Origin of the sequence: Aeromonas media (genome assembly GCF_000819985.1) — a bacterium.
Taxonomy (GTDB): domain Bacteria; phylum Pseudomonadota; class Gammaproteobacteria; order Enterobacterales; family Aeromonadaceae; genus Aeromonas; species Aeromonas media.
The window spans coordinates 13047-39358 of the sequence record NZ_CDBZ01000198.1 but is presented as its reverse complement, the minus strand read 5'-3'; the positions used below and the strand labels follow the sequence as shown (position 1 = coordinate 39358).

The window sequence follows — 26312 nt, the reverse complement described above, 5'->3', positions numbered from 1 at the left end:
TAGTTATGTCAACAATGGACTTAGACTTGAGGTGAGCGAGGCGCTCGATTAACGCAGGGCTTTCATCTCACCGGCGATGATCTCGGCCAAGGGGCCCAGAATCACCTGCAGGTTCTGCTCACCGAGCTTGACCACACCGGCCGCGCCCAGGGCTTTGAGCTTGCGCTCGTCGACGATGCTGCGATCTTTCAGGGTCAAACGCAGACGGGTGATGCAGGCATCTATGGTCACCAGGTTGTCCTGACCACCCAGCACTTCCAGATACTGGCGAGCCAGCTCGGTGCGGTCAGTGGTCTGAGCCTGTACCTGCACGGCTTCGTCATCTTCACGACCCGGGGTTTTCAGGTTGAACTTGACGATCACGGCACGGAAGATGGCGTAGTAGAGACCGAAGAACACCAGGCCCTGTACCAGCAGCATGTACCACTGGGTCGCCAGCGGGTTGCGCGATTGAATGAACATGTCAACAAAGCCGGCGCTGAAGCCGAAGCCTGAGATCCAGTGCATGCTGGAGGCGATGAACACGGACAGACCGGTCAGCAGGGCGTGGATGACATAGAGCACCGGCGCCACGAACATGAAGGAGAACTCGAGCGGCTCGGTCACCCCGGTGAAGAAGGCGGCGAAGGCGGCCGCGATCATGATGGAGGCAACTTTCTCTTTGTTCTCTTTCTTCGCGCTGTGGTAGATGGCCAGTGCCGCACCCGGCAGACCGAACATCATGATGGGGAAGAAGCCAGCCTGGTACATGCCGGTCACGCCCACGACAGCCTTGCCGGCGTCGATGGAGGATTGGCCACCCAGGAAGTTCGGGATGTCGTTGATGCCGGCCACGTCGAACCAGAACACGGAGTTCAGGGCGTGGTGCAGACCGACCGGGATCAGCAGACGGTTGAAGAAGGCGTAGATGCCGGCACCGGTGGAGCCCATGCTGACGATGGATTCACCGAAGGAGACCAGGCCACCATAGATAATCGGCCAGACAGCCATCAGGATGAAGGAGACCACGATCATGACAACGGAGGTCACAATCGGCACCAGACGACGGCCGGAGAAGAAGGCCAGCGCCTTGTGCAGCTCGACACCGCTGAAGCGGTTGTACAGCTCGGCAGCGATGACACCGGTCAAGATACCGATGAACTGGTTCTCGATTTTACCGAAGGCAGCAGGGACCTGGTCCAGCGGGATCTGCTGGATCTGCGAGACCGCACCCGGGCTCAGCAGGGTGGTCACTACCAGATAGCCGACCAGACCGGCCAGCGCGGCGGAACCGTCTTTATCTTTGGACATGCCATAGGCGACACCCACGGCAAACAGGATGGCCATCTTGTCGATGATGGCGGCACCCGCCTTGATCAAGAAAGCCGCCAGCGCGCTTTCGCCACCCCAACCGTTAGGGTCAATCCAGTAGCCAATCCCCATCAGGATCGCTGCGGCAGGCAATACCGCTACCGGCACCATCAGGGCACGGCCGATCTTTTGCAAATAACCGAGAATGTTCACGGTTCCTCTCCTTAGTTGATGTTTTTCTAGAAATTAAGTGCTTATCACGTTCGACGCATAAGCCATCAAGGCTTGATTGGCAGTCTATTTGTTTTATTTCGCTTCGCAAATTAATAAACCAACTTTCGTGATCATTATCACTCAACAGAGATAAAGGTAGCGGATAGATGTGGCTTAGTTCGCAATCTTTATTTACGCTATAAAACAACTTGAATCCGTGTTTGGTCCCTTGCCGTCAATCCTGTGCGGCAACCGTTCTGAGGTATATAGAATGCGCCTGATCCCGTTGAAGTCTGCCAGCCAGGTGGGTCTCTGGTCTGCCCGTTACATCGTTGACCGCATCAATGCGTTCAAACCGACCAGCGATCGCCCCTTCGTGCTGGGCCTGCCCACCGGCGGCACGCCGTTGACGACCTACAAGCGCCTGATCGAGTTGCACCAGGCCGGTGAAGTGAGCTTCCAGAACGTGGTGACCTTCAACATGGACGAATACGTGGGCCTGCCGAAGGAGCACCCGGAGAGCTACCACAGCTTCATGCACAACAACTTCTTCAATCAAGTTGACATTCGCCCGGAAAACATCAACATCCTCAACGGCAATGCCGAGGATTTGGTGGCCGAGTGCAAGCGCTATGAGGACAAGATCAAGTCCTATGGCAAGATCAACCTGTTTATGGGCGGCGTCGGCAACGACGGCCACATCGCCTTCAACGAGCCGGCCTCCTCCCTTGCCTCCCGCACCCGGGTCAAGACCCTGACCGAAGATACCCGCATCGCCAACTCCCGCTTCTTCGGTGGCGACATGGAGCAGGTGCCCAAGCTGGCGCTGACCGTGGGTGTCGGCACCCTGATGGATGCCGAGGAGATCATGATCCTGGTGACAGGTCACGCCAAGGCGCTGGCCCTGCAGGCCGCGGTGGAAGGCTGCGTCAACCACATGTGGACCATCTCCACCCTGCAACTGCATCCCAAGGGCATGATGGTGTGCGACGAGCCCTCGACCATGGAGCTGAAAGTCAAGACGGTTCGTTACTTCCAGCAGCTGGAAGCCGCCAACATCGACCGTCTGTAAGGAGCCGTCATGTACGCACTGACTAATTGCACCCTCTATACCGGCAGCTGCGTGCTGACCGGCCACGGCGTACTGATCGAGGGCGACAAGATTGTCGCCATCTCCCACCTGGCCGAGCTGCCCGCCGGCATCGAGCGCATTGATCTCAAGGGCGCCAACCTCAGCGCCGGCTTCATCGACGTGCAGCTCAATGGCTGCGGCGGCGTCATGTTCAACGGCCACATCACCACCGAGACGCTGGCCACCATGCAGGCGGCCAATCTCAAGTCCGGGACCACCAGCTTCCTGCCGACCCTGATCACCAGTCCGGATGCAGACATGAAGCTGGCCGTAGCGGTGACCCGCGACTACATGGCCGCCCATCCGAACGAGGTACTGGGCGTCCATCTGGAAGGGCCCTACACCAACCTCAAGCGCAAGGGCATACACCCGGCGGAGCAGATCCGCCAGCCCGTCGACGAGATGATCGACTTCTTCTGCGCCAACAGCGACGCCATCGCCAAGATCACCCTGGCGCCGGAGCGCAACAAGCCGGAGCACATCCGCCGCCTGGTGGAGGCCGGCATCCTGGTCTCCGCCGGTCACACCGCCGCCAGCTATGACCAGGCCATGGCCGGGTTTGACAACGGCATGCGCTTTGCCACCCACCTCTACAACGCCATGACCCCGACCCTCAACGGTCGCGAGCCGGGCGTGGTGGGCGCCATCTACGATCGCAAGGATGTCTATGCGGGCGTCATCGTCGACGGCCACCACGTGCACTGGGCCAACGTGCGCCTGGCACACAGGATCCTCGGCGAGAAACTGGTGCTGGTCACCGATGCCACCGCTGCGGCCGGGGCACCGGAAGGCTTTGAACAGTTTGATTTTTGTGGCGCAACCGTCTATTTCCGCGATGGTCAGTGCGTCGATGAGAATGGTACACTCGGCGGCTCCGCCCTCACCATGATTGAAGGGGTGGAGAATCTGGTCAAACAGGTCGGATTACCGCTCGATGAAGCACTGAGAATGGCCACCCTTTACCCCGCTCGCGCCATTGGATGGGACTCACGTCTCGGTAGTATCCAGGTCGGAAAAATTGCCAACCTCACCGTCTTTGATCAGGCCTTCACGGTCTGCGGGACCGTGGTTAACGGACACTACACAACACAGTGACACTATGACTGGCGGACAAATAGCAAACGTAGATCTTATCAAGCAGGTGAACAGTGCCGTCGTGTATCGACTCATTGACCTGCAGGGGCCCATCTCGCGGGTCAAAATTGCCGAGTTGAGTCAGCTGGCACCGGCCAGCGTGACCAAGATAACCCGGCAACTGATCGAGCATGGCCTCATCAGGGAGACCTCGCCCCAGGCGTCAACCGGCGGACGACGCGCCATCTCCCTGACCACCATCAAGCATCGCTTTCAGTTTGTCTCCGCCAAGCTCGGTCGCGGCTACCTGCAACTTAGCCTGTACGATCTCGACGGCAAGGAGCTCGATCAGCACATCACCCAGGTGACCGAGATCGAGCAGCAACCCGTGGTCGACATGCTGCTGCGGGAAATTGGCGCCTTCATCGATGCCAATACCGAGCGTAGCCGCAACCTCATCAGCATCGCGCTGACCATGCCGGGTCTGGTCAACCCGGAATCCGGCATGGTCATCTATACCCCCACCTACCAGATCCGCAACCTGGGCCTAGCCAAGCTGTTGGAGCACCATTTCAACCTCCCCTGCTACGTGGGCAACGACACCCGTTCCCTGGCGCTCGCGGAGCACTTCTTCGGCGAATCTCGCGACTGCATGGACTCCATCCTGGTCAGCGTGCACCAGGGCACCGGCTCCGGCATCATCACCAAGGGGCAGGTGTTCCTCGGTCATAACCGCAACGTCGGCGAGATCGGCCACATCCAGGTCGAGCCGCTTGGCAAGCGCTGCCACTGCGGCAACTTCGGCTGCCTCGAGACCATCGCCTCCAACGAGGCCATCGTCGACAAGGTGAAGGAGCTCATCAGCCGCGGCCATCTGAGTTCGCTGCAGGAGAAGTACATCACCATCCAGGAGGTGTGCAAGGCGGCCATGGCCGGTGACGAGCTGGCCCGCAGCGTGATCGAGAACGTGGGAGAACACCTGGGCCGGGCCATCGCCATCACGGTCAACCTGTTCAATCCCCAGAAGGTGCTGATCGCCGGCGAAATCACCGCTGCCGAGGAGATCCTGATCCCGGCCATCCGCCGCTGCGTCGAGCACCAGTCCCTGCCGAGCTTTCACCGTGGTCTGCCCATCGTGAAGGCCCGCTTCCAGAACCAGCCAACCATCGGCGGTTTCGCCCTGGTGAAGCGCTCCCTGCTGGAAGGGGATCTGCTGCAGATCATCATGGAGCAGAAGTAACCCAGCTCCTTGCATCAATAAAAACGGCAGCCAGTGGCTGCCGTTTTTATTGGTCTGTTTTCGCCGGTTTACCCCGCCCTACACGGCTTGAACAGGTCAAGCTTGCCGTCATAAGCCTGGGTCTGCACATCCATGATGCCGAGCATCGAGTGGAACAGATTGTCGTGGGAGAAGCGCTTGCTGCCCGCCTCCTGACGCAGGCAGTCCTGGTCCAGCTGGCGGTCACGCTGCAACTGGGGAGAGAACCAGGTCAGCAAGGGCACCCGGGTCTGATCGTCCGGGGCAAACTTGTAGGGAGTGCCGTGCAGATAGAGTCCCATGGCGCCCAGGGATTCCCCGTGATCAGACAGGTAAACCAGCCCCACGTTGTACTGGCTTTCCAGGGTTTTGAGCTTGTCGATGAGTTGGGACAACACCTTGTCGGTGTACCTTATGGTGTTGTCATAGGTGTTGACCAGCTCCTCATTGCTGCAGTTCTCGATGTCGCTGCGCGGGCAGTCCGGCAAGAAGACGCGGTCGGCGGCCGGGTAGCGACGATAGTAGGTCGGGCCGTGGCTGCCCATCAGGTGGAAGGCGACCAGCTTGCTGCCCTGCTTGCCCTTCATCCCGGCGATCTGCTGATCCAGTCCCTGCAGCAAGACCTCGTCATAGCAGGAATCCCCTTCACAGTATTCGGGGAAGGTCTTGGGCTCGATCTCCAGGGTGGGCACGTGATTGCACACCCCCTTGCAGCCGCCGTCGTTCTCCTTCCACAGCACGGAGACTCCGGCGTGCTGCAGCACGTCCAGCAGGCCGTCTCTGGACTTGGCCAGGGTCTCGTCGTATTCACGGCGCGTAAGGTTGGAGAACATGCAGGGCACGGAGACCGCGGTGGCGGTACCACAGGAGCGTACGTCCCTGAAGGAGACGAGATCCGGCTCCTTCATGGTGAAGCCGTTGGTCTCCTTCTGGTAGCCGTTGAGGGAGTAATTCTGGCTGCGGGCTGTCTCCCCCACCACCAGAAACATCAGAGTCGGCTTGTCGCTCTTGGCGACCACCCTGGCATCTGTGCCTATCGGCTCATAAGGGACAGGGGTAGCGAAGAGAATATCCCGGGCGTAGCGATAGAGGCCGCGCACGTAGTTGGAGGGGACTATCTCCTTGACGATGGAGTGGTTGTTGCGCCCGACCGAGGCATAGTCCTGGTAATAGAGGGCGGCAACGCCCACCAGAAACAGCAGCGACAGAGCGATGGAACCGAGCCGCAGACCCAGCCCCTTGTACCAGGGGGTTGGGTACTCCACCTTGATCCACAGCAGACCAAGTACCGGCAACACCGCGGTCAGCAGGAACCAGAGCACCACTGAAGCATTGAGATAGGAGGTCGCCTCCCCGCTGTTGGTCTCCAGAATGTTCTGCACCATGCCCACATCGAAGATGATCCCGTATTTCAGCATGGCGTAGCTGACCAGAGAGGCCGTCATGATCAGCAGGATGAAGAAGGGCTTGAGCAGATAACGGAAGGTGAACGGCAGGAAGACCGCATTGAGCGCGGCGATCAGCACCAGGGGGATAGAGAGGGCAAATCCCGCCTTCACATGCTCGAGCGCGGTGAGAATACGGTAAAAGTGCAGGAAAATGGGCCAGTTGAACACCAGTGCAAACAGCAACACCAGCAACAGGTTGACCTTCATCACTCCCAGAGTGAGGCGCATAAGAAGACTCCGACAAACCAGTGATCTGGAGACCCTGCATGGGGGCTCCGTTGTGGGCATCCCGCTCCCCCGCCCCTCTTCCCGAGCAGACGGTGGATCATGGCCAGAGCGGCCCGGATACCAGGTGATACTAGAAAGTCAAACTTAAGCGGGCATTAAGGGCAGCAAAGGAAATGGGGCAAGAGGGGGGCAGGTGATAAAAAAACGGCAGCCTTGGCTGCCGTTTGGTCGGAGGTGACACCCTGGTGGTGCCCCTGGTCTTCTATCTGGCGATCAGAGCAGCGCGGCCACTTCGTCGGAGGTGACACCGTTGTGGTGCACCTCCTATCGCTAGTTGCTGCTGACGATCAGAGCAGCGCGGCCACTTCGTCGGAGATGGAGCCGTTGTGGTAGACCTCTTGCACGTCATCCAGGTCTTCCAGCATGTCGATGAGACGCATCAGCTTGGGTGCGGTGTCGGCGTCCAGCTCGGCTTCGGTGGAAGCTATCATGGTCACTTCGGCGCTTTGGGGCTTGAAGCCGGCGGCTTCCAGGCCGTCCAGCACTGTGCCGAAATCGTTCGGGGTGGTGTAGACCTCGATGGAGCCATCCTCTTCGGTGACCACGTCATCGGCGCCCGCTTCCAGAGCCGCGTCCATCAGGGCATCCTCGTCCACGCCCACGAAGGTCAGCAGACCCTTCTTGCTGAACAGGTAGGCCACTGAGCCGTCGGTGCCCAGATTGCCACCGCACTTGCTGAAGGCGTGACGCACTTCGGCCACGGTGCGATTGCGGTTGTCGGTCAGGCACTCCACCATGACGGCGGAGCCCGCCGGGCCGTAACCTTCGTAGACGATGGTCTCGAGCTGCTCGCCATCACCACCACCGGCGCCACGCTGGATGGCACGGTTGATGGTGTCACGGGTCATGTTGCCGGTCAGGGCAGCTGCGACCGCCGCGCGCAGGCGCGGGTTGTTGGCGGGATCCGCGTCACCGAGGCGAGCCGAGGTGGTAATTTCGCGGATCAGCTTGGTGAAGATCTTGCCACGCTTGGCGTCTTGTGCCGCCTTGCGGTGTTTGATGTTGGCCCATTTGCTGTGACCTGCCATAAAAACTCTCCGTTATAATGTGAAATCAATGGGATACGGGTCGCATGGCGACCCGTTCTTCAATCTTCTCAGGCGTCAGCCTTGGCATCGGCCTTGGCAACGGTGGCGATGGCCAGTTCGGTCAGCTGGGCCTGGTTGGCGAAGCTGGGGGCATCCGTCATCAGGCAGGCAGCTGCCGTGGTTTTCGGGAAGGCGATCACGTCCCGGATGTTGTCGGTACCGGTCAGCAGCATGCTGAGGCGATCCAGACCGAAGGCCAGACCGGCGTGGGGCGGGGTACCGTACTTCAGGGCATCCAGCAGGAAGCCGAACTTCAGGCGCTGCTCGTCCGGGGTGATCCCCAGGATGTCGAACACGGTGGACTGCATCTCGCTGTTGTGGATACGCACAGAGCCGCCACCCACTTCGTAGCCGTTGATCACCATGTCGTAGGCGTTGGCATAGGCCCCCAGGGGGTTGGCCTTGAGCTCGCTCGGGCCCAGGTTGCTCGGGGCAGTGAAGGGGTGGTGCATGGCAGCCAGGCCACCTTCACCATCTTCCTCGAACATGGGGAAGTCGATGACCCACAGCGGCTTCCAGACGTTTTCCACCAGACCCAGATCGCGGCCCACCTTCAGGCGCAGGGCGCCCATGGCGTCGCACACCACCTTCTTGCTGTCAGCACCGAAGAAGAGGATGTCGCCATCGGCCGCGCCGGTGCGGGCCAGGATCTCGCGCACGATCTCGTCGGTGAGGAACTTGGCGACCGGGGACTGTACCCCTTCGATGCCATTGGCCGCTTCGTTGACCTTCATCCAGGCCAGGCCTTTGGCGCCATAGATGCCGACGAACTTGGTGTACTCGTCGATCTGCTTGCGAGAGAGCTCGGCGCCGCCCGGGACTTTCAGGGCTGCCACGCGGCCTTTCGGATCGTTGGCGGGGCCGGCGAACACGGCGAATTCCACCGCAGTCAGCAGGTCGGCCACATCCACCAGCTCCATCGGCAGGCGCAGATCCGGCTTGTCGGAACCGAAGCGGCGCATGGCCTCGTCGAAGGTCATGATGGGGAAGTCGCCGAGATCCACGTTCAGGATGTGCATCCAGAGTTTGCGGATCATCTCCTCCATGATTTCGCGCACCTGCGGCGCGGTCATGAAGGAGGTCTCCACGTCGATCTGGGTGAATTCCGGCTGGCGGTCGGCACGCAGGTCTTCATCGCGGAAACACTTGACGATCTGGTAGTAGCGATCGAAGCCGGACATCATCAGCAACTGCTTGAACAGCTGCGGGGACTGCGGCAGGGCGTAGAACTTGCCCTTGTGCACCCGGCTCGGCACCAGATAGTCACGGGCCCCTTCCGGGGTCGCCTTGGTCAGCATGGGGGTCTCGATGTCGAGGAAGCCCTGCTCGTCCATGAAGCGGCGCACGAAGGCGCTGGCCTTGGCACGGGTCTTCAGGTACTTGGCCATCTCGGGGCGACGCAGGTCCAGGTAGCGATACTTGAGGCTCACCTCTTCGCTGTTGACCTGGTTGAAGTCAAGCGGCAGCGGCTCGGCACGGTTGATGATGGTGAGCTCGTGGGCGAACACTTCGATGGCGCCGGTAGCCATGTCGCTGTTGCGCTGGGAGTCCGGACGGGTACGCACCACGCCGGTCACCTGGATGCAGAACTCGCCGCGCAGCTCGGAGGCCAGGGCGAAGGCGTCCGGCTTGTCCGGGTCGAAGAAGACTTGCACGATCCCTTCCCGGTCGCGCATGTCGATAAAGATGAGGCCGCCGAGATCGCGACGACGATGGACCCAACCGCACAATGTAATGGTCTGCCCGGCATGGGCCTCATTGACCTGTCCGCAATAGATAGAGCGCATGGACTTCTTCCTTCGAAATGGTAGAGAGACGGTTCACCTTGGGTCGCCGGGCACGACTGGCAAGCACCGTCTGTCTCACAGCTGGCCAGATCCTGGTTCTTACCCGGTTTGAAATCAGTCTCATATCATCCGGCTCCCCGAGCCGGATACTTGCCGCCAATGCCGGCTCGCGCCGAGTGCCCCGTCGAGGGGTCGACGCGCGAGGCGAAAACATCGGCAAGCGTCGTTGTCTGGCAACCTTGTGACCCAGGTCATCGCCACCTTAGGCGCACAACCCCGTGAGTCACAACGATTTGGCAAACAAAAGGGCTGGCATTATAGAGGAAAACCCCCATTTGGGTAAAATGGCCCGCAGCCTCCTTTGCCCTGTTTTTTGTTGTCCTGGCGCAAAAAGGGGAGCAAAACAGCATCAATCCGCAGACAGGAACCGACATGAGCCTCTATTTGGGTCTGCCCCAGTGGTCACACCCGGCCTGGCCCGGCCAGTTGCTGGGGGTGGGCGCCAGACCCGCCGAGCACCTCGCCCACTATGCCCGGGTGTTCAATACCGTGGAGGGCAACACCACCTTCTACGCCTCCCCCACCCCGGACACGGTGCGCCGCTGGGCCGATGCGGTGCCGCCCCAGTTCCGCTTCAGCTTCAAGTTTCCGAAAGAAATCAGCCACCAGAGCGATCTGGTGAGCGCCGGCAAGCAGGTGGCGGCCTTCATCGCCCTGCTGGCGCCCCTGCACGGGCAACTGGGGCTGCTCAAGCTGCAACTGCCCGCCCGCTTCGGCCCCGCCGGCCTGCCGCGCCTCACCGCCTTCTTCGAGAGCCTGCCGCCGGATTTCACCTATGCCCTCGAGGTGCGCCACCCCGACTTTTTCGCCAAGGGAGAGGCGGAGCGCGCCCTGAACCGCCTGCTGATGGACAGGGGCATCAACCGCATCATGCTCGACAGCCGACCGCTCTTCTCGGTGCCTGCCACCACGCCGGCCCTCGTCGATGCCCAGGGCAAGAAGCCGAGGCTCCCGGTGCATCTGCTCGCCACCGCCAACAGTCCGGTAGTGCGCCTCATAGGCCTTCCTCATCCCGAGGACAATCACCCCTTTTTGCCCTCCTGGCTGCCCCGCTGGCAGCAATGGCTGGCAGAGGGGAAGGATCTCTACCTCTTTATCCATACCGCCGACAATGCACGGGCCCCCGAACTGGCCCGTCAGGTCAGTCGGTTGCTCGGTCAGGAGATGGCCCCCTGGCCGGGGGAAAACGATCGCGCGCGCCAGGGCCTGCTGCCCTTTTAGCCGCTCGCTTCCCCACTCCTGTTTCACCGCTAAAAAAAGCCGTTTTTTTGTGGCTGGACGGGGCTCGGCGTCAAGACAAACGCCCGCCTTTCCTCTACACTACCGCCCCAAGCAAGGAGCCGGACGCCCGCCATTGCATTGTGCCGCAGGCGACCGTCCAGCTCCCAAGAAGGGGCGCTGACAGTTGTCCATGGCAACACATGCCGCAGACGGCTCATTCCCATAAAGGACCAGGATGATGGTCCATTGCGAACAGGGCAGGCCCGAAGGATCTCAAGGCCAGCCACCCCGTTCGTAAACCGGTGACGACCCGGACGGGTGTCACCCAACGACTCCATTGAACACACAGTCGGTTCGCGCACCGGCTGTCAGGTTGCGCCAGCATGCACGATCAGATTTTTGCCGCCCCCATTGCCCAATTGGGGGATTTTTGCTTTGACGAACAGGTCGTCGATGTCTTCCCCGACATGATCCAGCGATCCGTGCCGGGTTACAGCAACATCATCTCCGCCATCGGCATGATGGCCGCCCGTTACGCCCAGCCCCAAAGCCGACTCTATGATCTCGGCTGTTCGCTGGGCGCCGCCACCCAGGCCATGCGCCGCCATGTCAACCAGCCCGGCTGCCAGATCACGGCGGTGGATCTCTCCCACCCCATGATCGAGCGCGCCCGCGCCCACCTCTCGGGCTTCAAGTCCGAGGTGCCGGTGGAACTGGTGGAGGCAGACATCTGCGACATCGCCATCGAGAACGCCTCCGTGGTGGTGCTCAACTTCACCCTGCAGTTCGTCGAACCCGAGAAGCGCGCCGCCCTCATCGCGCGCATCCATGACGGCCTGCGCCCCGGCGGCATCCTGATCCTGAGCGAGAAGTTCCGCTTCGAGGACGAGCAGGTCAACGCGCTGCTCATCGACTTGCACCTCGATTTCAAGCGGGCCAACGGCTACAGCGAACTGGAGATAAGCCAGAAGCGCACCGCCCTTGAAAACGTGATGCGTACCGACAGCCTGGAGACTCACCGTGCCCGCCTGCGGGACGCCGGTTTCACCCATCAGGATCTCTGGTTCCAGTGCTTCAACTTCGGCTCCATGATTGCCATCAAATCCAGCGACACCCAACCATGATCGATTTCGCCAACTTTTATCAACTGATCGCCAAGAACCGGCTGAGCCACTGGCTGCATACCCTGCCCGCCCAGCTGCACGCCTGGCAGCACGACAACCTGCACGGGGATCTGCCGCGCTGGAACCGGGCTCTCAACAAGCTGCCCGCGGTCGCCCCCAGGAAAGTTGAGCTCAAGAGCCGGGTCGAGATAGGCTCGGCCGAGAGCCTGGGCGAGGGGGAGCGCAAGAAGACCGAGAGCCTGCTGCGCCAGTTCATGCCCTGGCGCAAGGGCCCCTTCCAGGTCCACGGCATCCACATCGACACCGAGTGGCGCTCCGACTGGAAGTGGGAGCGGGTGCTGCCCCACATCAGCCCGCTCGCCGGGCGTTACGTGCTGGATGTGGGTTGCGGCAGCGGCTACCACCTCTGGCGCATGGTCGGCGAAGGGGCAAAACTCGCGGTCGGTATCGATCCGAGCCCGCTGTTCCTGTGCCAGTTCGAGGCCATTCGCCACTTCGCCGGCAACGATCAGCGCGCCCACCTGCTGCCGCTGGGCATCCAGGAGCTCCCTGAGCTGCGGGCCTTTGACACCGTCTTCTCCATGGGGGTGCTCTATCATCGCAAGTCCCCCATCGAGCACATCGAACAGCTGCGCAACCAGCTCAAAGACGACGGGGAGCTGGTGCTGGAGACCCTGGTGATCGACGGCGGCGTCAACGACGTGCTGGTGCCCACCGATCGCTACGGCAAGATGCGCAACGTCTGGTTTATCCCCTCAAGCGCGGCCCTCAAACTCTGGGTCGAACGCTGCGGGTTCAGCGACGTGCGAATCGTGGACGAGAATATGACCAGTACCGACGAACAGCGTCGTACCGACTGGATGATTAACGAGTCCCTGAGTGACTACCTGGACCCAGACGATCCGGCACTCACGGTCGAAGGATACCCGGCACCCAAGCGTGCCGTACTGATCGCCAGAAAGGCCAAAGACTAGCCGATGGCGGCTGTGGAAGTTACACTGACCCAATTCCAGGAAGCACAGTTAAATGAATGACATGAAAAGCAAATTAAAAGGAATGACCCTGCTCTCCCTGCTCAGTCTCGGCGGGTGTGTCAGTATGGAAAAAGCCCCCCCGGCCCCGACCCTGACGCTGGCCGAGCTTCGCAACGAGATCACGTTGAGCGAGCAACGCCTGCAAACATCCATGGAACAGCAACAGAAGCAGTATGTGCAGCAACAGCACCTGCTGGTTCAGCTCAACACCGATGTCACCAACATGAAAGAGTCCGTGAAGAAAGTCGACAGCAAGCTGGCTACCCTGCCACCCGAGCCCCCCAAACCCATGGCCATTCCCACCGAGAAGTGCCCGGCCCCGAGCCAGGGCCACACGGTCGACGGCAAGCTGCTGGTGGGTGAAGCGGAGTGGATCTGGGTCGATGCCGCCAACGATGCCTTCCAGGCACGGGTCGATACCGGCGCCACCACCTCCTCCATCAGTGCCCAGGAGATCACCATCTTCGAGCGCAACGGCAAGAACTGGGTGCGCTTCTTCCTGAGCCACCAGGAGATGGACGACAAGATCCAGATCGAGGCGCCGCTGGTGCGTCACGTGCGGGTGCGTCAGGCTTCTGCCGACGACCTCGACCGTCGTCCCGTGGTGCGCCTCACAGTGCGCATCGGCGACATGACGGAGAAGGCCGAGTTTACCCTCAAAGACCGCAGCGACATGACCTTCCCCGTGCTGCTGGGCCGTGAATTCTTGAAAGACATCGCCGTGGTCGACGTGGCCCGCGAGTATATCCAACCAAAACCCAAGCTCAAGGATGTAAAATAATCCATGGTTTCCCGTAAGCCGTTCTATCTGCTGGTCGCCCTGCTGTTCATTGTCGGCCTGGGAATGACGTTTTATCACCATGTCGCCCTGGACGTGCCCCTCACGCCCGGTGAAAAACGTCAGATCTGGTCTATCGAAGCCAAGCTCGAGTTCGAGGCCACCGGTGAGCCGGTGATCGCCTCCCTGGCCATTCCGGGCACCCAGCCCGGCTTCACCCTGATGAACGAGAATGCCGCGAGCCCGGGCTACGGCCTGTCGTTCGTGGAAAAAGACGGGGATGCCCGCGCCGAGTGGTCCATTCGCACCGCCTCTGGCCGCCAGGAGCTCTACTATCGGGTCGACATGATGGCGGATGCCCATGCCAAGCCCGCCGCCAACCCGCTGCCGCCCGCCATCGAGAAGCAGATCGAGAGTGAGCCCTACGCCACCGCGATGAAGCAGATCCTCGAGCGCGCCCAGGAGCGTTCCGCCGACGGCTACACCCTGACCCGCGAGATCATCAAGGAGATCGAGAAGCAGGAACAGAACGCCGAGCTGCTGAAGTCTCACAAGAGCCGCGCCAGCCTGATCGCCGAGCTGCTCAACAACGCCGAGGTGCCGGCGCGCGTGGTGCACGCCCTGAGCCTGGAAGACGGTCGCCGTCGCCAGGAGCTGGTGGACTATCTGCAGGTGTTCAACAGCCCGACCGACTACAAGCTGTTCAACCCGCAAACCGGTGAACAGGGACAACCGGGGAACCTGCTGCTGTGGGAATACAACTCAGGCGCTCTCTTGGACGTCACCGGTGGTCACAACTCCCGCGTCACCTTCTCGATGATCGAGCAGGAGCAGCCGGTCAACGTGGCCCTGGCGCAGAAGTTCGAGAAGTCCGAGATGATGAACTTCTCCATCCACAGCCTGCCGCTGGAAGAGCAGGCGCTGTTCAAGGGTCTGCTGCTGATCCCCATCGGTGTGCTGATGGTGGTGTTCCTGCGGGTGCTGGTGGGGATCAAGACCTCGGGCACCTTCATGCCGGTGCTGATCGCGGTCGCCTTTATCCAGACCTCGCTGGTCACCGGCCTTATAGGCTTCCTGCTAATCGTCGGCACCGGCCTGGTGATCCGTTCCTACCTCTCAAGGCTCAACCTGCTGCTGGTGGCCCGAATATCGGCGATCATCATCATGGTGATCTCGATGATCGGCATCTTCTCCGCCTTCGCCTTCAAGCTGGGGCTGACCGACGGCATGAAGATCACCTTCTTCCCGATGATCATCCTCTCCTGGACCATAGAGCGGATGTCCATCCTGTGGGAAGAAGAGGGCCCCAAAGAGGTGTTCCGCCAGGGTGGCGGCTCCCTGCTGGTGGCGGTGATCGCCTACCTGGCCATGGATAACGAGCTCATTCGTCACCTCACCTTCAACTTCCTCGGCCTGCAACTGGTGCTGATGGCCACCGTGCTGGTGATGGGTAACTACACCGGCTACAAGCTGAGCGAGCTCAAGCGCTTCAAGCCGCTGGTGGACGAGATGAAGTCCGGTGCCACCCCGGGTAAGGACAAGTAACAGATGTGGTTCTGGCAGAAATACACCAGCCCGTGGAGCCTGTCTCAGGCAGGCATCCTCGGCATGAACAAACGCAACCACTCCTACATCAGCCGCTACAACCCGCGTCGTCTCTACCCGTTGGTGGATGACAAGCTCAAGACCAAGCGCATCGCGCTGGATGCGGGGGTGACGGTGCCTGAACTCATCGGCACCATCCGCGAGCAGCACGACGTGACCCGCATCACCGAGCTGGTGAAGGATTGGCCGGGCTTCTGCATCAAGCCTGCCCGCGGCTCCGGCGGCAAGGGGATCCTGGTGATCCTGCGTCAGGAAGAGGGCAGCTTCTACAAGCCCAACGGCAGCGCCTCCACCGGTCAGGATCTGGAGCGCCATGTCTCCAACATACTGGCGGGCCTCTATTCGCTGGGCGGCAAGCCCGACGTGGCGCTGGTGGAAGGGCTCATCAACTTCGATGACGTGTTCGACGGCTACTCCTTCGAAGGGGTGCCCGATGCCCGGGTGATTATCTTCAAGGGCTTCCCGGTGATGGCCATGATGCGTCTCTCCACCGCCGCCTCGGACGGCAAGGCGAACCTGCACCAGGGCGCCGTGGGGGTGGGTCTGTGCCTGCGTACCGGTCGCGCCCTGCGGGCGGTGCAGTTTGGCAACCCCCTGCGCCACCACCCAGACACCGGCCTGGATCTCTACGATCTCAAGGTGCCCCACTGGGATACCCTGCTGACCCTGGCCGCCTCCTGCTACGAGATGTCGGGGCTTGGCTACATCGGGACCGACATGGTGCTGGACAAGTTCCGCGGCCCCATGCTGCTGGAGCTCAACGCCCGTCCCGGTCTCGCCATCCAGATCGCCAACGGCCGCGGCCTGGTGCCCAACCTCAAGACCATCGAGAAGCTGGGTCAGGTCAAGATGAACGTGGAGCAGCGCGTCAACTTCGCCAAGGATCACTTCGGTATCTTCGACGAATAGCCTGCCTTTAACACCTGCAAAAACGCGCCACCCGGCGCGTTTTTTTATGGCCGGCGTCGGGTGCCCCCCGGGAAGGCCGATCCCCGTCACATCCCATCGCAACCCCCCTTCAACGAGCTGACACATGGGGATAAGCTCCCAAGGCAGTCGCTGCCATTACGGGAGGGAGGATGCTGGACCTCTCCCCTCCGCCTGCCCCGTGATGCACACATCCTGCCAGGAGGGCGCCTAATCTCGGCGACAAAGCAGTCTCTCGATGGTAGATTAATTAAATCAAATAGATAGCATCGATCGGGTTTCCCCTATGCAACGTTGGCCCAGCCTGAAACAGCTGCAGTATCTGGTCGCTCTGGACGAGCACAAGAATTTCAACCGTGCCGCCAAGGCCTGTCATGTCAGCCAGTCCACCCTGAGTACCGGGATCCAGACCCTGGAGGACATGATGAACCTGCAACTGGTGGAGCGGGATCACAAGAGCTTCATCATGACGCCGGTCGGCATGGAGATAGTGGCGCGAGCGCGCAATCTGCTCTCCGATGCCCGGGATCTGATGGAGCTCGGCCAGCAGCAGGGGGGCGTCATGCATGGCACCGTCCGGCTCGGCTGCATTCCCACCATAGCCCCCTTCCTGCTCAGCAAGCTGCTGCAGGTGTGCGGCAAGGCCTATCCGGAGCTGGAGCTGCTGCTGCGGGAAGACACCACCACCAATCTGCTCAAGCAGCTGGAGCAGGGCCAGCTCGACCTGCTGATCCTGGCGCTGCCGGTGGAGATCGGCGGCTTTCACTGCAAGACGGTCGGTCAGGATCCCTTCCATATGGTGATGCCGTCAAATATGGCTGCCACTCTGCACATGCCGTTCGATTACAAGGAGTTGCCCAATCAGAGCATCTTCCTGCTGGAGCGGGAGCACTGCCTGACCGAACACGCGGTGAGTGCCTGCCGGCTGCGGGACAAGAGCAAGATCAACCCGTTCGCCGCCACCAGCCTGCACACCCTGGTACAGATGGTGGGCGCCGGCCTTGGCACCACCTTCCTGCCCCAGATGGCCATAGATGCCGGCATCCTCGAGAACTCGGATCTGGTGGCCATTCCCCTGCCAGGGGAGAAGCCCTATCGCGAGATCGGCCTGGTGTGGCGCCCCAGCACCACTCGGGTGCAGACCTTCTACAAGATCGCCGAGCTGCTCACGCCGCTGATAACCCCCAAGGCGGCCGACTGACGACTGGCTTGCCGGGAGTGCATTTTCTGCCCTCGGCAAGCATTTATGCTATCGCTGTTCAGGTTCCAGGCAGGAACATCATCTATGATGAATCCTGTGCCCTATCAAGGAGTTGAGATGTTTCGCACCTTGCTGCCGCCCCTGCTGGCCCTGCTTGTCGTCGCCTGCTCCAGCACCCCGGAGCCGCCGCCTGCCCGCCAGGCCAGTGCCTTCGACGGCTTCTATCAGCAGTGGCGCGGCGTCCCCTATCGCATGGGTGGCACCAACCGCGCCGGCCTCGACTGCTCCGCCTTCACCCAGCTTGCCTACCAGCAGGTGCTGGGCTTCACCCTGCCCCGCACCACGGAATCCCAGGCCAGCCTGGGTCGCCCGGTGGACAGATACCGGCTGCAACACGGGGATCTGGTGTTCTTCAAGACTGGCTGGCAGCAGTACCACGTCGGTGTCTACACCGGGTCAGGGGAGTTTATCCACGCCTCCACCAGCAAGGGGGTGATCCGCTCGCGCCTCGACAACGTCTACTGGAACAGCCGCTACTGGCAGGCACGCCGCCTGACCCAGTAGCCGCCACCAACGAACATAAAGAAGAAGGCCCCGAGGGGCCTTCTTCTTTATGTACTGCGCCGAAAATAGGCTGCGCAGAGGCTCAGTGCTTGCGGTGCCAGCGGGGCGAAGTGGCTCTCTCCCCCCAGGGGGTCACACAGGGCAGCAGGGCCCCTTCGATGACACCATCATGGCTCGCCAGCGCCAGGGCTATCTTCTCGTGGAGCAGGCGCAGCAGGTTCTTGTCTTGCTCCGCCAGGGAGTGGCCCGCGGCGAAATACTCGCGCTGGTGTTGCAGTGCCAGCTTCTGGGTAAATTCATAGGTGTTGAAACTGTCCGGCATACGCTCGATCACATCGTCCAGCCTGGCCAGCAGGCTGTGCAATTCCCTGGTCATGTGCAGCACTCCATCTGAGTTGATGGGAAAAAAACTACCCCTTATTGGATAATTAACCAATCGAGATAGCCCAAAATTGTGGGGCCGAGCACAGTTCCATCGGAGAACCCCTTCATCCATCCCTGGCCTGGCACGTTCCCGTTTACAGGCTGGCAACAAGCCGGTAGATTCAGACCGACTAATCAGTCGGTCAGTTTTTGTGCGGAGCAAACCATGGAAGCCATACAAACCCAGTCCCCAGACAAGTTCTCCCTGCCCGAGCAGTTGGTCCGCCTCAAGCAGGCCTGTCAGGCCCAGCCCATGCCGAGCCTGGCACAGCGTCGCAGCCGGTTGACCGCGCTCAAGAGCGCCCTGCTCGCCCACAAGCAGGCGCTCTGCGACGCCCTGGCCCTGGACTATGGCCAGCGCAGCGACTACGACTCCTTGGTCGCCGACATCCTGCCCTGCGTCATGCAGATCAACTACAGCCTGAAACGGCTCAAGGGGTGGATGAAGCCAGTGCGGCGCCACCCCGGCCTGCTGCTGGCCCCCGCCAGGGTCGAGGTGCACTATCAACCGCTTGGCGTGGTCGGCATCATGGTGCCCTGGAACTTCCCGGTGATGCTGAGCCTGGGGCCACTCATCGGCGCCATCGCCGCCGGCAACCGCGCCATGATCAAGCTCTCCGAGTTCACCCCCCACACCAACGCCGTGCTGCGTACCCTGCTGGCCCAGGTGTTTGACGACGACGAGGTGGTGATCATCGAGGGGGACGCGGGACTCGCGGCCGCCTTCAGCACCCTGCCCTTCGATCATCTGCTGTTCACCGGCTCCACCGCGGTGGGCAGACGGGTGATGGCCGCCGCCGCCCCCCAGCTCACGCCGCTGACCCTGGAGCTCGGTGGCAAGAGCCCCTGCCTCATCGCCCCCGATATGCCCCTGGCCCTGGCGGTGGAGCGGATGATCTTCGGCAAGAGCCTCAACGCCGGCCAGATCTGCGTGGCCCCGGACTATGTGCTGCTGCCACGAGGGCAGGAGCAGGCCTTTATCGAGGCCTATCAAGCACACTTTCGCCGCCTCTATCCCAAGGGGCTGGATAGCCCGGATTACGGCTCCATCATCAACGGGGCCCAGTATGAGCGGCTCACCGCTTGGCTGGCGGAGGCGAAGCAGGCGGGTGCCCAGGTGCACCCTTGCGCCTCGCCAGCCCGGGATGACGGCGCCCGCCGCCTGGTGCCCCACCTGCTGACCGAGGTGCCCGGCCACTGCCAGCTGATGCAGCAGGAGATCTTCGGCCCCCTGCTGCCCCTGGTGCCCTATGACAGCATCGAGGAGGCCATTGCCTATGTGGCGGCCCGGCCACGCCCGCTGGCGCTCTATCTAATGAGCCTGGATCCGGCGCTGCAGCACCGCTTCATCCGGGAGACCCACGCCGGTGGCATGGCCATCAACGAGTGTCTGTTCCAGGTGGCGGCGGACGACGCCCCCTTCGGCGGCATAGGCCCCTCCGGCATGGGGCACTACCACGGCCATGAAGGCTTTCTCACCTTCTCCAAGGCGAAAACCGTGCTGCGCCGCGGCCGTTTCAGCACGGGGAGCCTGATCCACCCCCCTTATCTGCGCTGGTACCAGCGGCTGATGATGGCCCTGTTCCTGCGCTAGGAGGCAGCATGAGCGATCCCATGACAGACAAACGCCGCCAGATCCTGGATGCCGCCCTTGCCCTGTGCGCCGAGGATGGCCTGCAAGGCGCCGCTACCGCCCGCATCGCCCGGGCGGCAGGGGTGGCCAACGGCACCCTGTTCCACCACTTTCCCAGCAAGGAGCTGCTGATCCAGCAGCTCTACCAGGACGTCAAGCTGCGCCTTGGCGCCGCCATCAGCGAAGCGGATCCGGCCCTGCCCCTCAGGGAGCAGGCGCGCCACTACTGGTGTCAGGCGATGAGCTGGATGCAGGCCCATCCCCATGAGCTCAAGTTCGTGCTGGGCTTCTTCCACTCCCCCCTGCTGGCACGGCCGTTGCGCAGCCAGATCCTGGGGGAGACACTACGCTTCCTGCCGCGCCTGCTTGCCCGGGGTCAAGCCAGCGGCGAGCTGATGCGGGCGCCCCCCGTCCTGATGCTGGAGGTGTGCCAGAGCCAGTTTCTGGCCTGTGCCTCCCTCTTTGTTGACCAGCCCGAGCTCGGGGACGACCCCCACTGGCAGGCCAGCGCCTTCGCACTCTTCTGGTCCGCCATCGCAGGAGGCCTTCATGACGCTTGATCCTTGGCTTGCCACAGGTCGGCGCCTCTGGATAGGGAGTCTGCTCTGGGTCATCGGCCGCACCCTGTGCCGCGCCGCCCGGGTCGACGAGGCGGTGCGCCGCGAACTCGCCCCGCTGCCGGAGGGGCTTCGCATCCGGCTGGAGGTGCATGGGCTGCCTTATGGGCTGACCCTGCACCAGGTGGCCGGGCGCTGGCGATGCGGCCCCGCGCCCCTTGGGGCAACAAGTCCCCATGTTCTGCGGGTCTGCTTCAAGCACCCCGCCATCGCCTTTCGCGCCCTCAGCTTTCGCCTCGGCATCAATCAGGCCTTCTGCGAGAACCGGCTGCTGGTGGAGGGGGATCTCGGTGCAGCCATGCATCTGGTGCGGGCGCTGGAGCAGCTGCAAGCCCTGATCCTGCCTGCCTTCATTGCGCGGCCCCTGCTGCGCCACTACCCTAGCCCGCGCCACAAGCTGACGCGAGCCTGCCACATCTACCTGGGTCTGCTGACCGGTTGAAAAGAAGGATGAACACCATGAGCCGTTATTACGATTTCTTCTGTCCGGTCAGATTGATGGCAGGGGAGCAGGCGCTGGAACAGCTTCCGGACGAGCTGATGGCACTGGGGGCACGCCGTCCGCTGCTGCTGACCGACAAGGGGGTCGGCGGCAGCGGGCTCGCCACCCTGCTGGCCAATGTGCTGGCGGAGGGGGGCCTGCCGGTCGCCGCCATCTGGGACGAGATCCCCGCCGACTCCTCCACCGCCGTGGTGGAGCGCATCGCCACCCGCTGGCGGGAACTGGGTTGTGACAGCCTGGTGGCCCTGGGGGGCGGCTCCGTCATCGATACCGCCAAGGCGGTCAACATCCTGGTCACCCTGGGCGGGGAGCGGCTGCTGGATCATGCGGGGGCCGGTTGCCTGACCCGCCACCTCAAACCGCTGGCGGCGGTGCCCACCACGGCGGGCACCGGATCGGAAGTGACCCTGGTGGCAGTGATCCGGGACGAGGGGAGCGGGCGCAAGGTGCCCTTCACCTCCCCCTTCCTGCTGCCCCAGCTGGCGGTGCTGGACCCGCGCCTCACCCGGGGGCTGCCGCTGCCCATCACCGCCGCCACCGCCATGGACGCCATGACTCACGCCATCGAGGCCTTCATCGGCAATGCCAAGAACCCGGTCAGCGACGCCCTGGCCCTGATGGCGGTGGAGAAGATAGCCGATGCCCTGCCCAAGGTGTTGCAGGCCCCCGAAGACAAGCACCTGCGGCTGCAACTGGCGGAGGGATCCACCCTGGCGGGCATGGCGTTTTCCAACTCCATGGTGGGGCTGGTGCACGCCCTCGGCCACAGCCTGGGGGCCCGCTGCCACCTGCCCCACGGCCTGTGCATGAACCTCTTCCTGCCCGCGGTGCTCGACTACAACAGGCCGCAGATAGACCCTGAGCTGGCCCGCCTGCTGCTGCCGCTGGCGGGGCCGGAGCGCTTCGCGGCCACCCCACAGGCACTGCGCCCCCAGGCGGCCCTGGATGCACTCTGCGCCCTGCGCGACAGTCTCTGGCAGGCGGTGCGGTTGCCGCGCACCCTGGCGGAAGCCGGGGTGACGGACAGAGCCGTGCTCAAGGAGATCCGGGATCTCGCCATCAACGACGGCGCCCTGCTCTACAACCGCAAGGATGCGGACAGAGAACAGCTGCTGGCGCTGCTGGAGCAGGTATGGGAATGACCCCAGGAGAAGGCCCGCGAGGGGCCGGGAAGCGCAGGATCAGATGGGCGGAGTGAAGACACCGGTGGAGAGATAGCGATCCCCCCGATCGCAGATGATGGCCACCACCACTCCCTGCCTGAGCTCGGCCGCTACCCGCAGGGCGCCGGCCACGGCGCCCCCCGAGCTGACCCCGCAGCAGATCCCCTCTTCCCGCGCCAGCCGGCGCATGGTGGTGAGCGCCTCTTCCTGGGTCACATCCAGCACCCGATCGACCCTTTGTGGCTCGAAGATGGCGGGCATATAGGCCTCTGGCCAGCGCCGAATGCCCGGGATCTGGCTCCCCTCTGCCGGTTGCAGGCCTATCACCTCTACCGCCGGGTTCTGCTCCTTGAGGTAGCGGGAGACCCCCATGATGGTGCCCGTGGTGCCCATGGCCGAGACGAAGTGAGTGATTGCCCCCTCGCTCTGGCGCCAGATCTCCGGGCCGGTGGAGAGGTAGTGGGCATCCGGGTTGGCCGGGTTGTTGAACTGATCGAGCACCAGCCCCTCGCCGCGGTCCTGCATGGCCAGCGCCAGATCCCGCGCTTCTTCCATGCCGTTTTCCACCAGCACCAGCTCGGCGCCGTAGGCCTGCATAGCATCGCGCCGCTCCTGGCTCATGTTGCTGGGCATGATGAGGCGCATCCTGTACCCCCGGGCCGCCGCCACCATGGCCAGCGCGATGCCGGTATTGCCCGAGGTGGCCTCGATAAGCCGCGCGCCTGGCACTAAGTGACCACTTGCCTCCGCCGCCCGGATGAGGTTCAGGGCCGGCCTGTCCTTGACCGAGCCGGCGGGGTTGTTGCCCTCCAGCTTCACCAGCAGGGTCACGTCGGGATAGGGGCTGATGCGGCGCAGGCGCAGCAACGGGGTATTGCCAATCAGATCTTCCAGGGTGGCGAAGGCCATAACGGGATCCATCCTCTGCTAACTGTTCTATACCTTGCCTGACGAGCCACTCGCAGGCCGGTCAGTGTAAGCGAGCCTCCTCGGCCCGCAAAGAGCACTGTTGGCAAAGTCCGGCCAGCATGCTCTGATACCCCTTCCCCACCCTTTGAGGAGCCTCCATGAGCGACATTCTTCATCAGGCCGACCAGCAGCAGTTCATCTGCGTGGTGGACGGCAAGACCTCTCGCCTCAGCTACCGCTGGCTGGATGCGGGCACTGTCGATGCCTGCAGCACCCAGGTGCCGTCCGAGCTGAGGGGACAGGGCATTGCCGACAAACTGGCGCGCAGCTTCTACGACTGGGCCCGAGCAGAGGGGCTCACCATAGTGCCGAGCTGCAGCTACATAGACGTCTGGCTGCGCCGTCATGGGGGTTGAGGCACAAGCGGCCCGAGAGGCACAGCTGCAAGCCCGCACCGAGGCCCTGCTGCGGACCGATCCCCTGCGCATGGCCTGCCTCTGGGCTGCGCGGGAGCTGGCCCTGCCGGACTGGGCGCTGGGGGCGGGCTTTGTGCGCAACCTCATCTGGGATCACCTGCACCAGAAAGCCGAGCCCACTCCCCTCAACGACATAGATCTTATCTATATGGATCCCAGCGACCCGGAAGGTGCGGACGAACGGGAGTACGAAACCCGGCTCAGAATTCGCTTGCCTGATCAACGCTGGGAGGTGCGCAACCAGGCGCGCATGCATGTGCGCCAGCAGGTGCCCCCCTTCGCCAGCTCGCTGGAAGCGCTCAGTCACTGGGTGGAGGTCCCCACCTGCATCGGGGTCAGGCTGCTGGCCAACGATGAGTTCGAGTGGCTGGCGCCCCATGGCTTTGGCCACAACTGGTCGCTGCAGGTGAGTGCCAATCCGCGCTGCCGGCAGGAGAGCCGGATCTTCATCGACAGGATCAGGGACAAACAGTGGCAGCGCATCTGGCCTGATCTGGTGGTGAACTGGCCATAACCGGATTGCAATGTTTCGGCAACCTTGGGCACACTAAGGAAAAGCTGTTTATAACTCAATGGGTTAAATAATGCGCGACTTCTTCTCTCTCGAACGCTGGCTGCCGGGCCTCGCCGCCCTGCTGCAATATCAGCGGGCCTGGCTGATGCCGGATCTTCGCGCTGGCCTCTCGGTGGCGGCCGTGGCCTTGCCCGTGGCCATCGCCTATGCGGAGCTCGCCGGGGTGGGCGCCATCGTCGGCCTCTACTCCTGCATACTGCCCATGGTGGTCTACGCCCTCTTTGGCACCTCCCGCCAGCTCATCGTCGGCCCGGACGCCGCCACCTGCGCCGTCATTGCCGCCGTGGTGACGCCACTCGCCGCCGGGGATCCCACCCGCCAGTGGCAACTGGTGATGACCATGACCGCCATGACCGGCTTCTGGTGCCTGATCGCCAGCCGCTTCAAGCTGGGGGTGCTGGCGGACTTTCTCTCCCGCCCCATACTGATGGGCCTGCTCAATGGTGTGGCCATCACCATAATGGTGGGTCAGCTCTCCAAGATCTTCGGCTTCACCTTCAGCGAGCGCTATCTCATCGAGCGTATCCTGAACGGCACAGACTACCTTACCCAGACCCATCTGCCGACCCTGGCCATGAGTCTGACCGCCCTGCTCACCCTGCTGCTGGCCAAGCGCTACAGGCCATCCTGGCCTTCCTCCATGGTGGCCATGGTGGTGACGGCGGCCCTGGTGTGGGCCCTCAATCTCGGCCAGTTCGATATCGCCACCCTGGGTGCCGTGGGCTCGGGCCTGCCCGCCTTCCAGATGCCGGAGTTTCCCCCCGGCCTGATGCGCGAGCTGGTGCTGCCGGCGCTCAACCTCGCCATGGTGAGCTTCGTCTCCATGATGCTCACCGCCCGCAGCTTCGCCGCCAAGAACGGCTACGAAATCGATGCGGACAAGGAGTTTCGGGCCCTTGGCATGGCAAACCTGGCCTCTGCTGTCTCCCAGGGCTTTGCCATCAGCGGCGCCGATTCACGCACCGCGGTCAACGACGCCAACGGCGGCAAGAGCCAGCTGGTCTCCATCATAGCCGCGGCGGTGATCGCTCTCATCACCTTCTACCTGACGGCGCCGCTGCAATTCATTCCCACCGCCGCCCTCGGGGTGGTGCTGGTGATGGCCTCCCTGTCGCTCACCGATTTTCGCGGCCTCTGGGCCCTGCGCGACTCGGACCGCGCCGCCTTCTGGCTGGCGCTGATCACCTTTATCAGCGTGCTCACCATGGGGGTGATCCCGGGGATCACCCTCGCGGTCTTGCTGGGGCTGTTCCAGTTCCTGCGCAACGTGATGCGCCCCACCGATCAGTTGCTCGGCATGGACGATGAAGGGGTGGTGCGCACCCTGGGGGACAACGAGCAGGCCAAGGCCATCCCCGGCATCCTGGTCTATCGCTTCAACTCGCCGCTGACCTACTTCAACGCCCCTTACTTCAAGCGGCGGGTGCTGGCGCTGCTGGTGCAGGATCCCCACAATCCCAAGTGCCTCATCGTGGATGCCGTGGCCTGCTTCACCCACCAGGACATCAGCGTGATGAGCATGGTGGGAGAGCTGCACAAGGAGCTCAGGCGCCGCGGCATCCACATGGTGATGGCCGGTCGCCACGGCCAGATGACCCAGTGGCTCAAGCAGGCGGGGATCCGGATCGGGGACGAGGGGGTCATCCTCAGTCCCGACATGTATCAGGCCCTGCGCCTGACCCGCTGCTACCGGGAGCCTGTGTTCAAGGATGACGAGGTAGTGGAGAGCACCACTGATACCCTGCTCTCCCGCTGGCCCCAGGATGAGACGCTACCGGACTCGGCACGCCTCACCCGGCCCTGCGAGCAGGAAGCGGGCGCCACCCCGGTCTGACGGCGGCGCGCCACCAGACTGCGAGAGGGTGCCGGGCCAGCATCCTCTTTGCTCAGGGCAGGATTGCACCCCGCACCCGCTTGGTGTTA

The 26312-nt window shown here is 62.7% G+C and carries 24 protein-coding genes; 18 read left to right on the top strand and 6 right to left on the bottom strand.

The genetic code is table 11. The features are described 5' to 3' along the window. Window positions 1-48 precede the first annotated feature (48 nt). The gene (gene nagE / locus BN1127_RS17020; RefSeq protein ID WP_042650226.1) at window positions 49-1503 is read right to left on the bottom strand and encodes an N-acetylglucosamine-specific PTS transporter subunit IIBC; all 1455 of its coding nucleotides are present in this window, start codon (window positions 1501-1503) and stop codon (window positions 49-51) included. A gap of 271 nt (window positions 1504-1774) precedes the next feature. Between nagE and nagB the strand changes: the two genes are divergently transcribed. From nagB to nagC, 3 genes are read left to right on the top strand one after another with little or no spacing between them, the layout of a single operon-like run. Beyond that, a complete protein-coding gene (gene nagB, locus BN1127_RS17015) occupies window positions 1775-2575 on the top strand; it encodes a glucosamine-6-phosphate deaminase (protein WP_005325685.1) in 801 nt (266 codons plus the stop codon). Window positions 2576-2584: 9 nt separating this feature from the next. Next, window positions 2585-3730, top strand: coding sequence for an N-acetylglucosamine-6-phosphate deacetylase (nagA, locus tag BN1127_RS17010; RefSeq protein WP_042650225.1), 1146 nt, complete (start codon window positions 2585-2587; stop codon window positions 3728-3730). Window positions 3731-3734: 4 nt separating this feature from the next. After that, the gene (nagC, locus tag BN1127_RS17005) at window positions 3735-4949 is read left to right on the top strand and encodes a DNA-binding transcriptional regulator NagC (protein ID WP_042650224.1); all 1215 of its coding nucleotides are present in this window, start codon (window positions 3735-3737) and stop codon (window positions 4947-4949) included. A 68-nt stretch (window positions 4950-5017) separates the two neighbouring features. Here nagC and BN1127_RS17000 read toward each other — a convergent pair whose 3' ends face one another. The 3 genes from BN1127_RS17000 to aspS all read right to left on the bottom strand — a co-directional run bounded on the left by BN1127_RS17000 (window position 5018) and on the right by aspS (window position 9578). Continuing rightward, window positions 5018-6643 carry a phosphoethanolamine transferase gene (locus BN1127_RS17000; RefSeq protein WP_042650223.1) on the bottom strand — a complete coding sequence of 542 codons (1626 nt, stop codon included), beginning with the start codon at window positions 6641-6643 and terminating at the stop codon, window positions 5018-5020. Between the two features lie 347 nt (window positions 6644-6990). Continuing rightward, window positions 6991-7731, bottom strand: a complete 741-nt coding sequence (locus BN1127_RS16995; protein ID WP_005325689.1) for a YebC/PmpR family DNA-binding transcriptional regulator — start codon at window positions 7729-7731, stop codon at window positions 6991-6993. Between the two features lie 68 nt (window positions 7732-7799). Next, complete coding sequence (aspS, locus tag BN1127_RS16990) at window positions 7800-9578, bottom strand: aspartate--tRNA ligase (RefSeq protein ID WP_042650222.1); 1779 nt, start codon at window positions 9576-9578, stop codon at window positions 7800-7802. Between the two features lie 432 nt (window positions 9579-10010). Between aspS and BN1127_RS16985 the strand changes: the two genes are divergently transcribed. From BN1127_RS16985 to BN1127_RS16950, 8 genes are all read left to right on the top strand, one after another. Next, entirely contained in the window at window positions 10011-10859 is an 849-nt protein-coding gene (locus BN1127_RS16985; RefSeq protein WP_042650221.1) for a DUF72 domain-containing protein, read from the top strand. 383 nt (window positions 10860-11242) lie between these two features. After that, the gene (gene cmoA / locus BN1127_RS16980) at window positions 11243-11983 is read left to right on the top strand and encodes a carboxy-S-adenosyl-L-methionine synthase CmoA (RefSeq protein WP_042650220.1); all 741 of its coding nucleotides are present in this window, start codon (window positions 11243-11245) and stop codon (window positions 11981-11983) included. Continuing rightward, a complete protein-coding gene (cmoB, locus tag BN1127_RS16975; RefSeq protein ID WP_042650219.1) occupies window positions 11980-12957 on the top strand; it encodes a tRNA 5-methoxyuridine(34)/uridine 5-oxyacetic acid(34) synthase CmoB in 978 nt (325 codons plus the stop codon). Before cmoA ends, cmoB begins: the two co-directional genes overlap by 4 nt. A 52-nt stretch (window positions 12958-13009) precedes the next feature. Continuing rightward, window positions 13010-13798 (top strand): ATP-dependent zinc protease family protein, encoded by a 789-nt coding sequence (locus BN1127_RS16970; RefSeq protein WP_005325701.1) that lies wholly within the window; start codon window positions 13010-13012, stop codon window positions 13796-13798. A 3-nt stretch (window positions 13799-13801) separates the two neighbouring features. Then, a complete protein-coding gene (locus BN1127_RS16965) occupies window positions 13802-15340 on the top strand; it encodes an inactive transglutaminase family protein (protein ID WP_005325703.1) in 1539 nt (512 codons plus the stop codon). 3 nt (window positions 15341-15343) lie between these two features. Then, window positions 15344-16309 carry an alpha-L-glutamate ligase-like protein gene (locus tag BN1127_RS16960; RefSeq protein WP_005325705.1) on the top strand — a complete coding sequence of 322 codons (966 nt, stop codon included), beginning with the start codon at window positions 15344-15346 and terminating at the stop codon, window positions 16307-16309. 304 nt (window positions 16310-16613) lie between these two features. Beyond that, complete coding sequence (locus tag BN1127_RS16955; RefSeq protein ID WP_042650218.1) at window positions 16614-17528, top strand: hydrogen peroxide-inducible genes activator; 915 nt, start codon at window positions 16614-16616, stop codon at window positions 17526-17528. A gap of 117 nt (window positions 17529-17645) precedes the next feature. After that, on the top strand, window positions 17646-18092 hold the full coding sequence (locus BN1127_RS16950) for a C40 family peptidase (protein ID WP_042650217.1): 447 nt from the start codon (window positions 17646-17648) through the stop codon (window positions 18090-18092). A gap of 82 nt (window positions 18093-18174) precedes the next feature. Here BN1127_RS16950 and BN1127_RS16945 read toward each other — a convergent pair whose 3' ends face one another. Beyond that, the gene (locus tag BN1127_RS16945) at window positions 18175-18468 is read right to left on the bottom strand and encodes a hypothetical protein (RefSeq protein ID WP_042650216.1); all 294 of its coding nucleotides are present in this window, start codon (window positions 18466-18468) and stop codon (window positions 18175-18177) included. A gap of 213 nt (window positions 18469-18681) precedes the next feature. On the opposite strand from BN1127_RS16945, the gene BN1127_RS16940 reads away from it, so the two are divergent. Genes BN1127_RS16940 through BN1127_RS16925 form a run of 4 tightly spaced genes read left to right on the top strand, consistent with a single transcriptional unit; the run spans window position 18682 to window position 22409 of the window. Then, a complete protein-coding gene (locus BN1127_RS16940; protein WP_042650215.1) occupies window positions 18682-20109 on the top strand; it encodes a coniferyl aldehyde dehydrogenase in 1428 nt (475 codons plus the stop codon). Window positions 20110-20117: 8 nt separating this feature from the next. Then, window positions 20118-20708 (top strand): TetR/AcrR family transcriptional regulator, encoded by a 591-nt coding sequence (locus BN1127_RS16935; RefSeq protein ID WP_042650214.1) that lies wholly within the window; start codon window positions 20118-20120, stop codon window positions 20706-20708. Further along, window positions 20698-21207, top strand: a complete 510-nt coding sequence (locus tag BN1127_RS16930) for a hypothetical protein (RefSeq protein WP_042650213.1) — start codon at window positions 20698-20700, stop codon at window positions 21205-21207. The genes BN1127_RS16935 and BN1127_RS16930 overlap by 11 nt, the downstream gene beginning before the upstream one ends. 17 nt (window positions 21208-21224) lie before the next feature. Beyond that, window positions 21225-22409 (top strand): iron-containing alcohol dehydrogenase, encoded by a 1185-nt coding sequence (locus BN1127_RS16925; protein WP_042650212.1) that lies wholly within the window; start codon window positions 21225-21227, stop codon window positions 22407-22409. Between the two features lie 39 nt (window positions 22410-22448). Here BN1127_RS16925 and cysM read toward each other — a convergent pair whose 3' ends face one another. Beyond that, window positions 22449-23351, bottom strand: a complete 903-nt coding sequence (gene cysM / locus BN1127_RS16920; RefSeq protein ID WP_042650211.1) for a cysteine synthase CysM — start codon at window positions 23349-23351, stop codon at window positions 22449-22451. A gap of 146 nt (window positions 23352-23497) precedes the next feature. On the opposite strand from cysM, the gene BN1127_RS16915 reads away from it, so the two are divergent. From BN1127_RS16915 to BN1127_RS16905, 3 genes are all read left to right on the top strand, one after another. Then, entirely contained in the window at window positions 23498-23755 is a 258-nt protein-coding gene (locus BN1127_RS16915; RefSeq protein WP_042650210.1) for a GNAT family N-acetyltransferase, read from the top strand. Continuing rightward, entirely contained in the window at window positions 23745-24329 is a 585-nt protein-coding gene (locus BN1127_RS16910) for a nucleotidyltransferase family protein (protein WP_042650209.1), read from the top strand. The genes BN1127_RS16915 and BN1127_RS16910 overlap by 11 nt, the downstream gene beginning before the upstream one ends. Before the next feature lie 70 nt (window positions 24330-24399). Further along, entirely contained in the window at window positions 24400-26223 is a 1824-nt protein-coding gene (locus tag BN1127_RS16905) for a SulP family inorganic anion transporter (RefSeq protein ID WP_042650208.1), read from the top strand. Window positions 26224-26312: the final 89 nt, after the last annotated feature.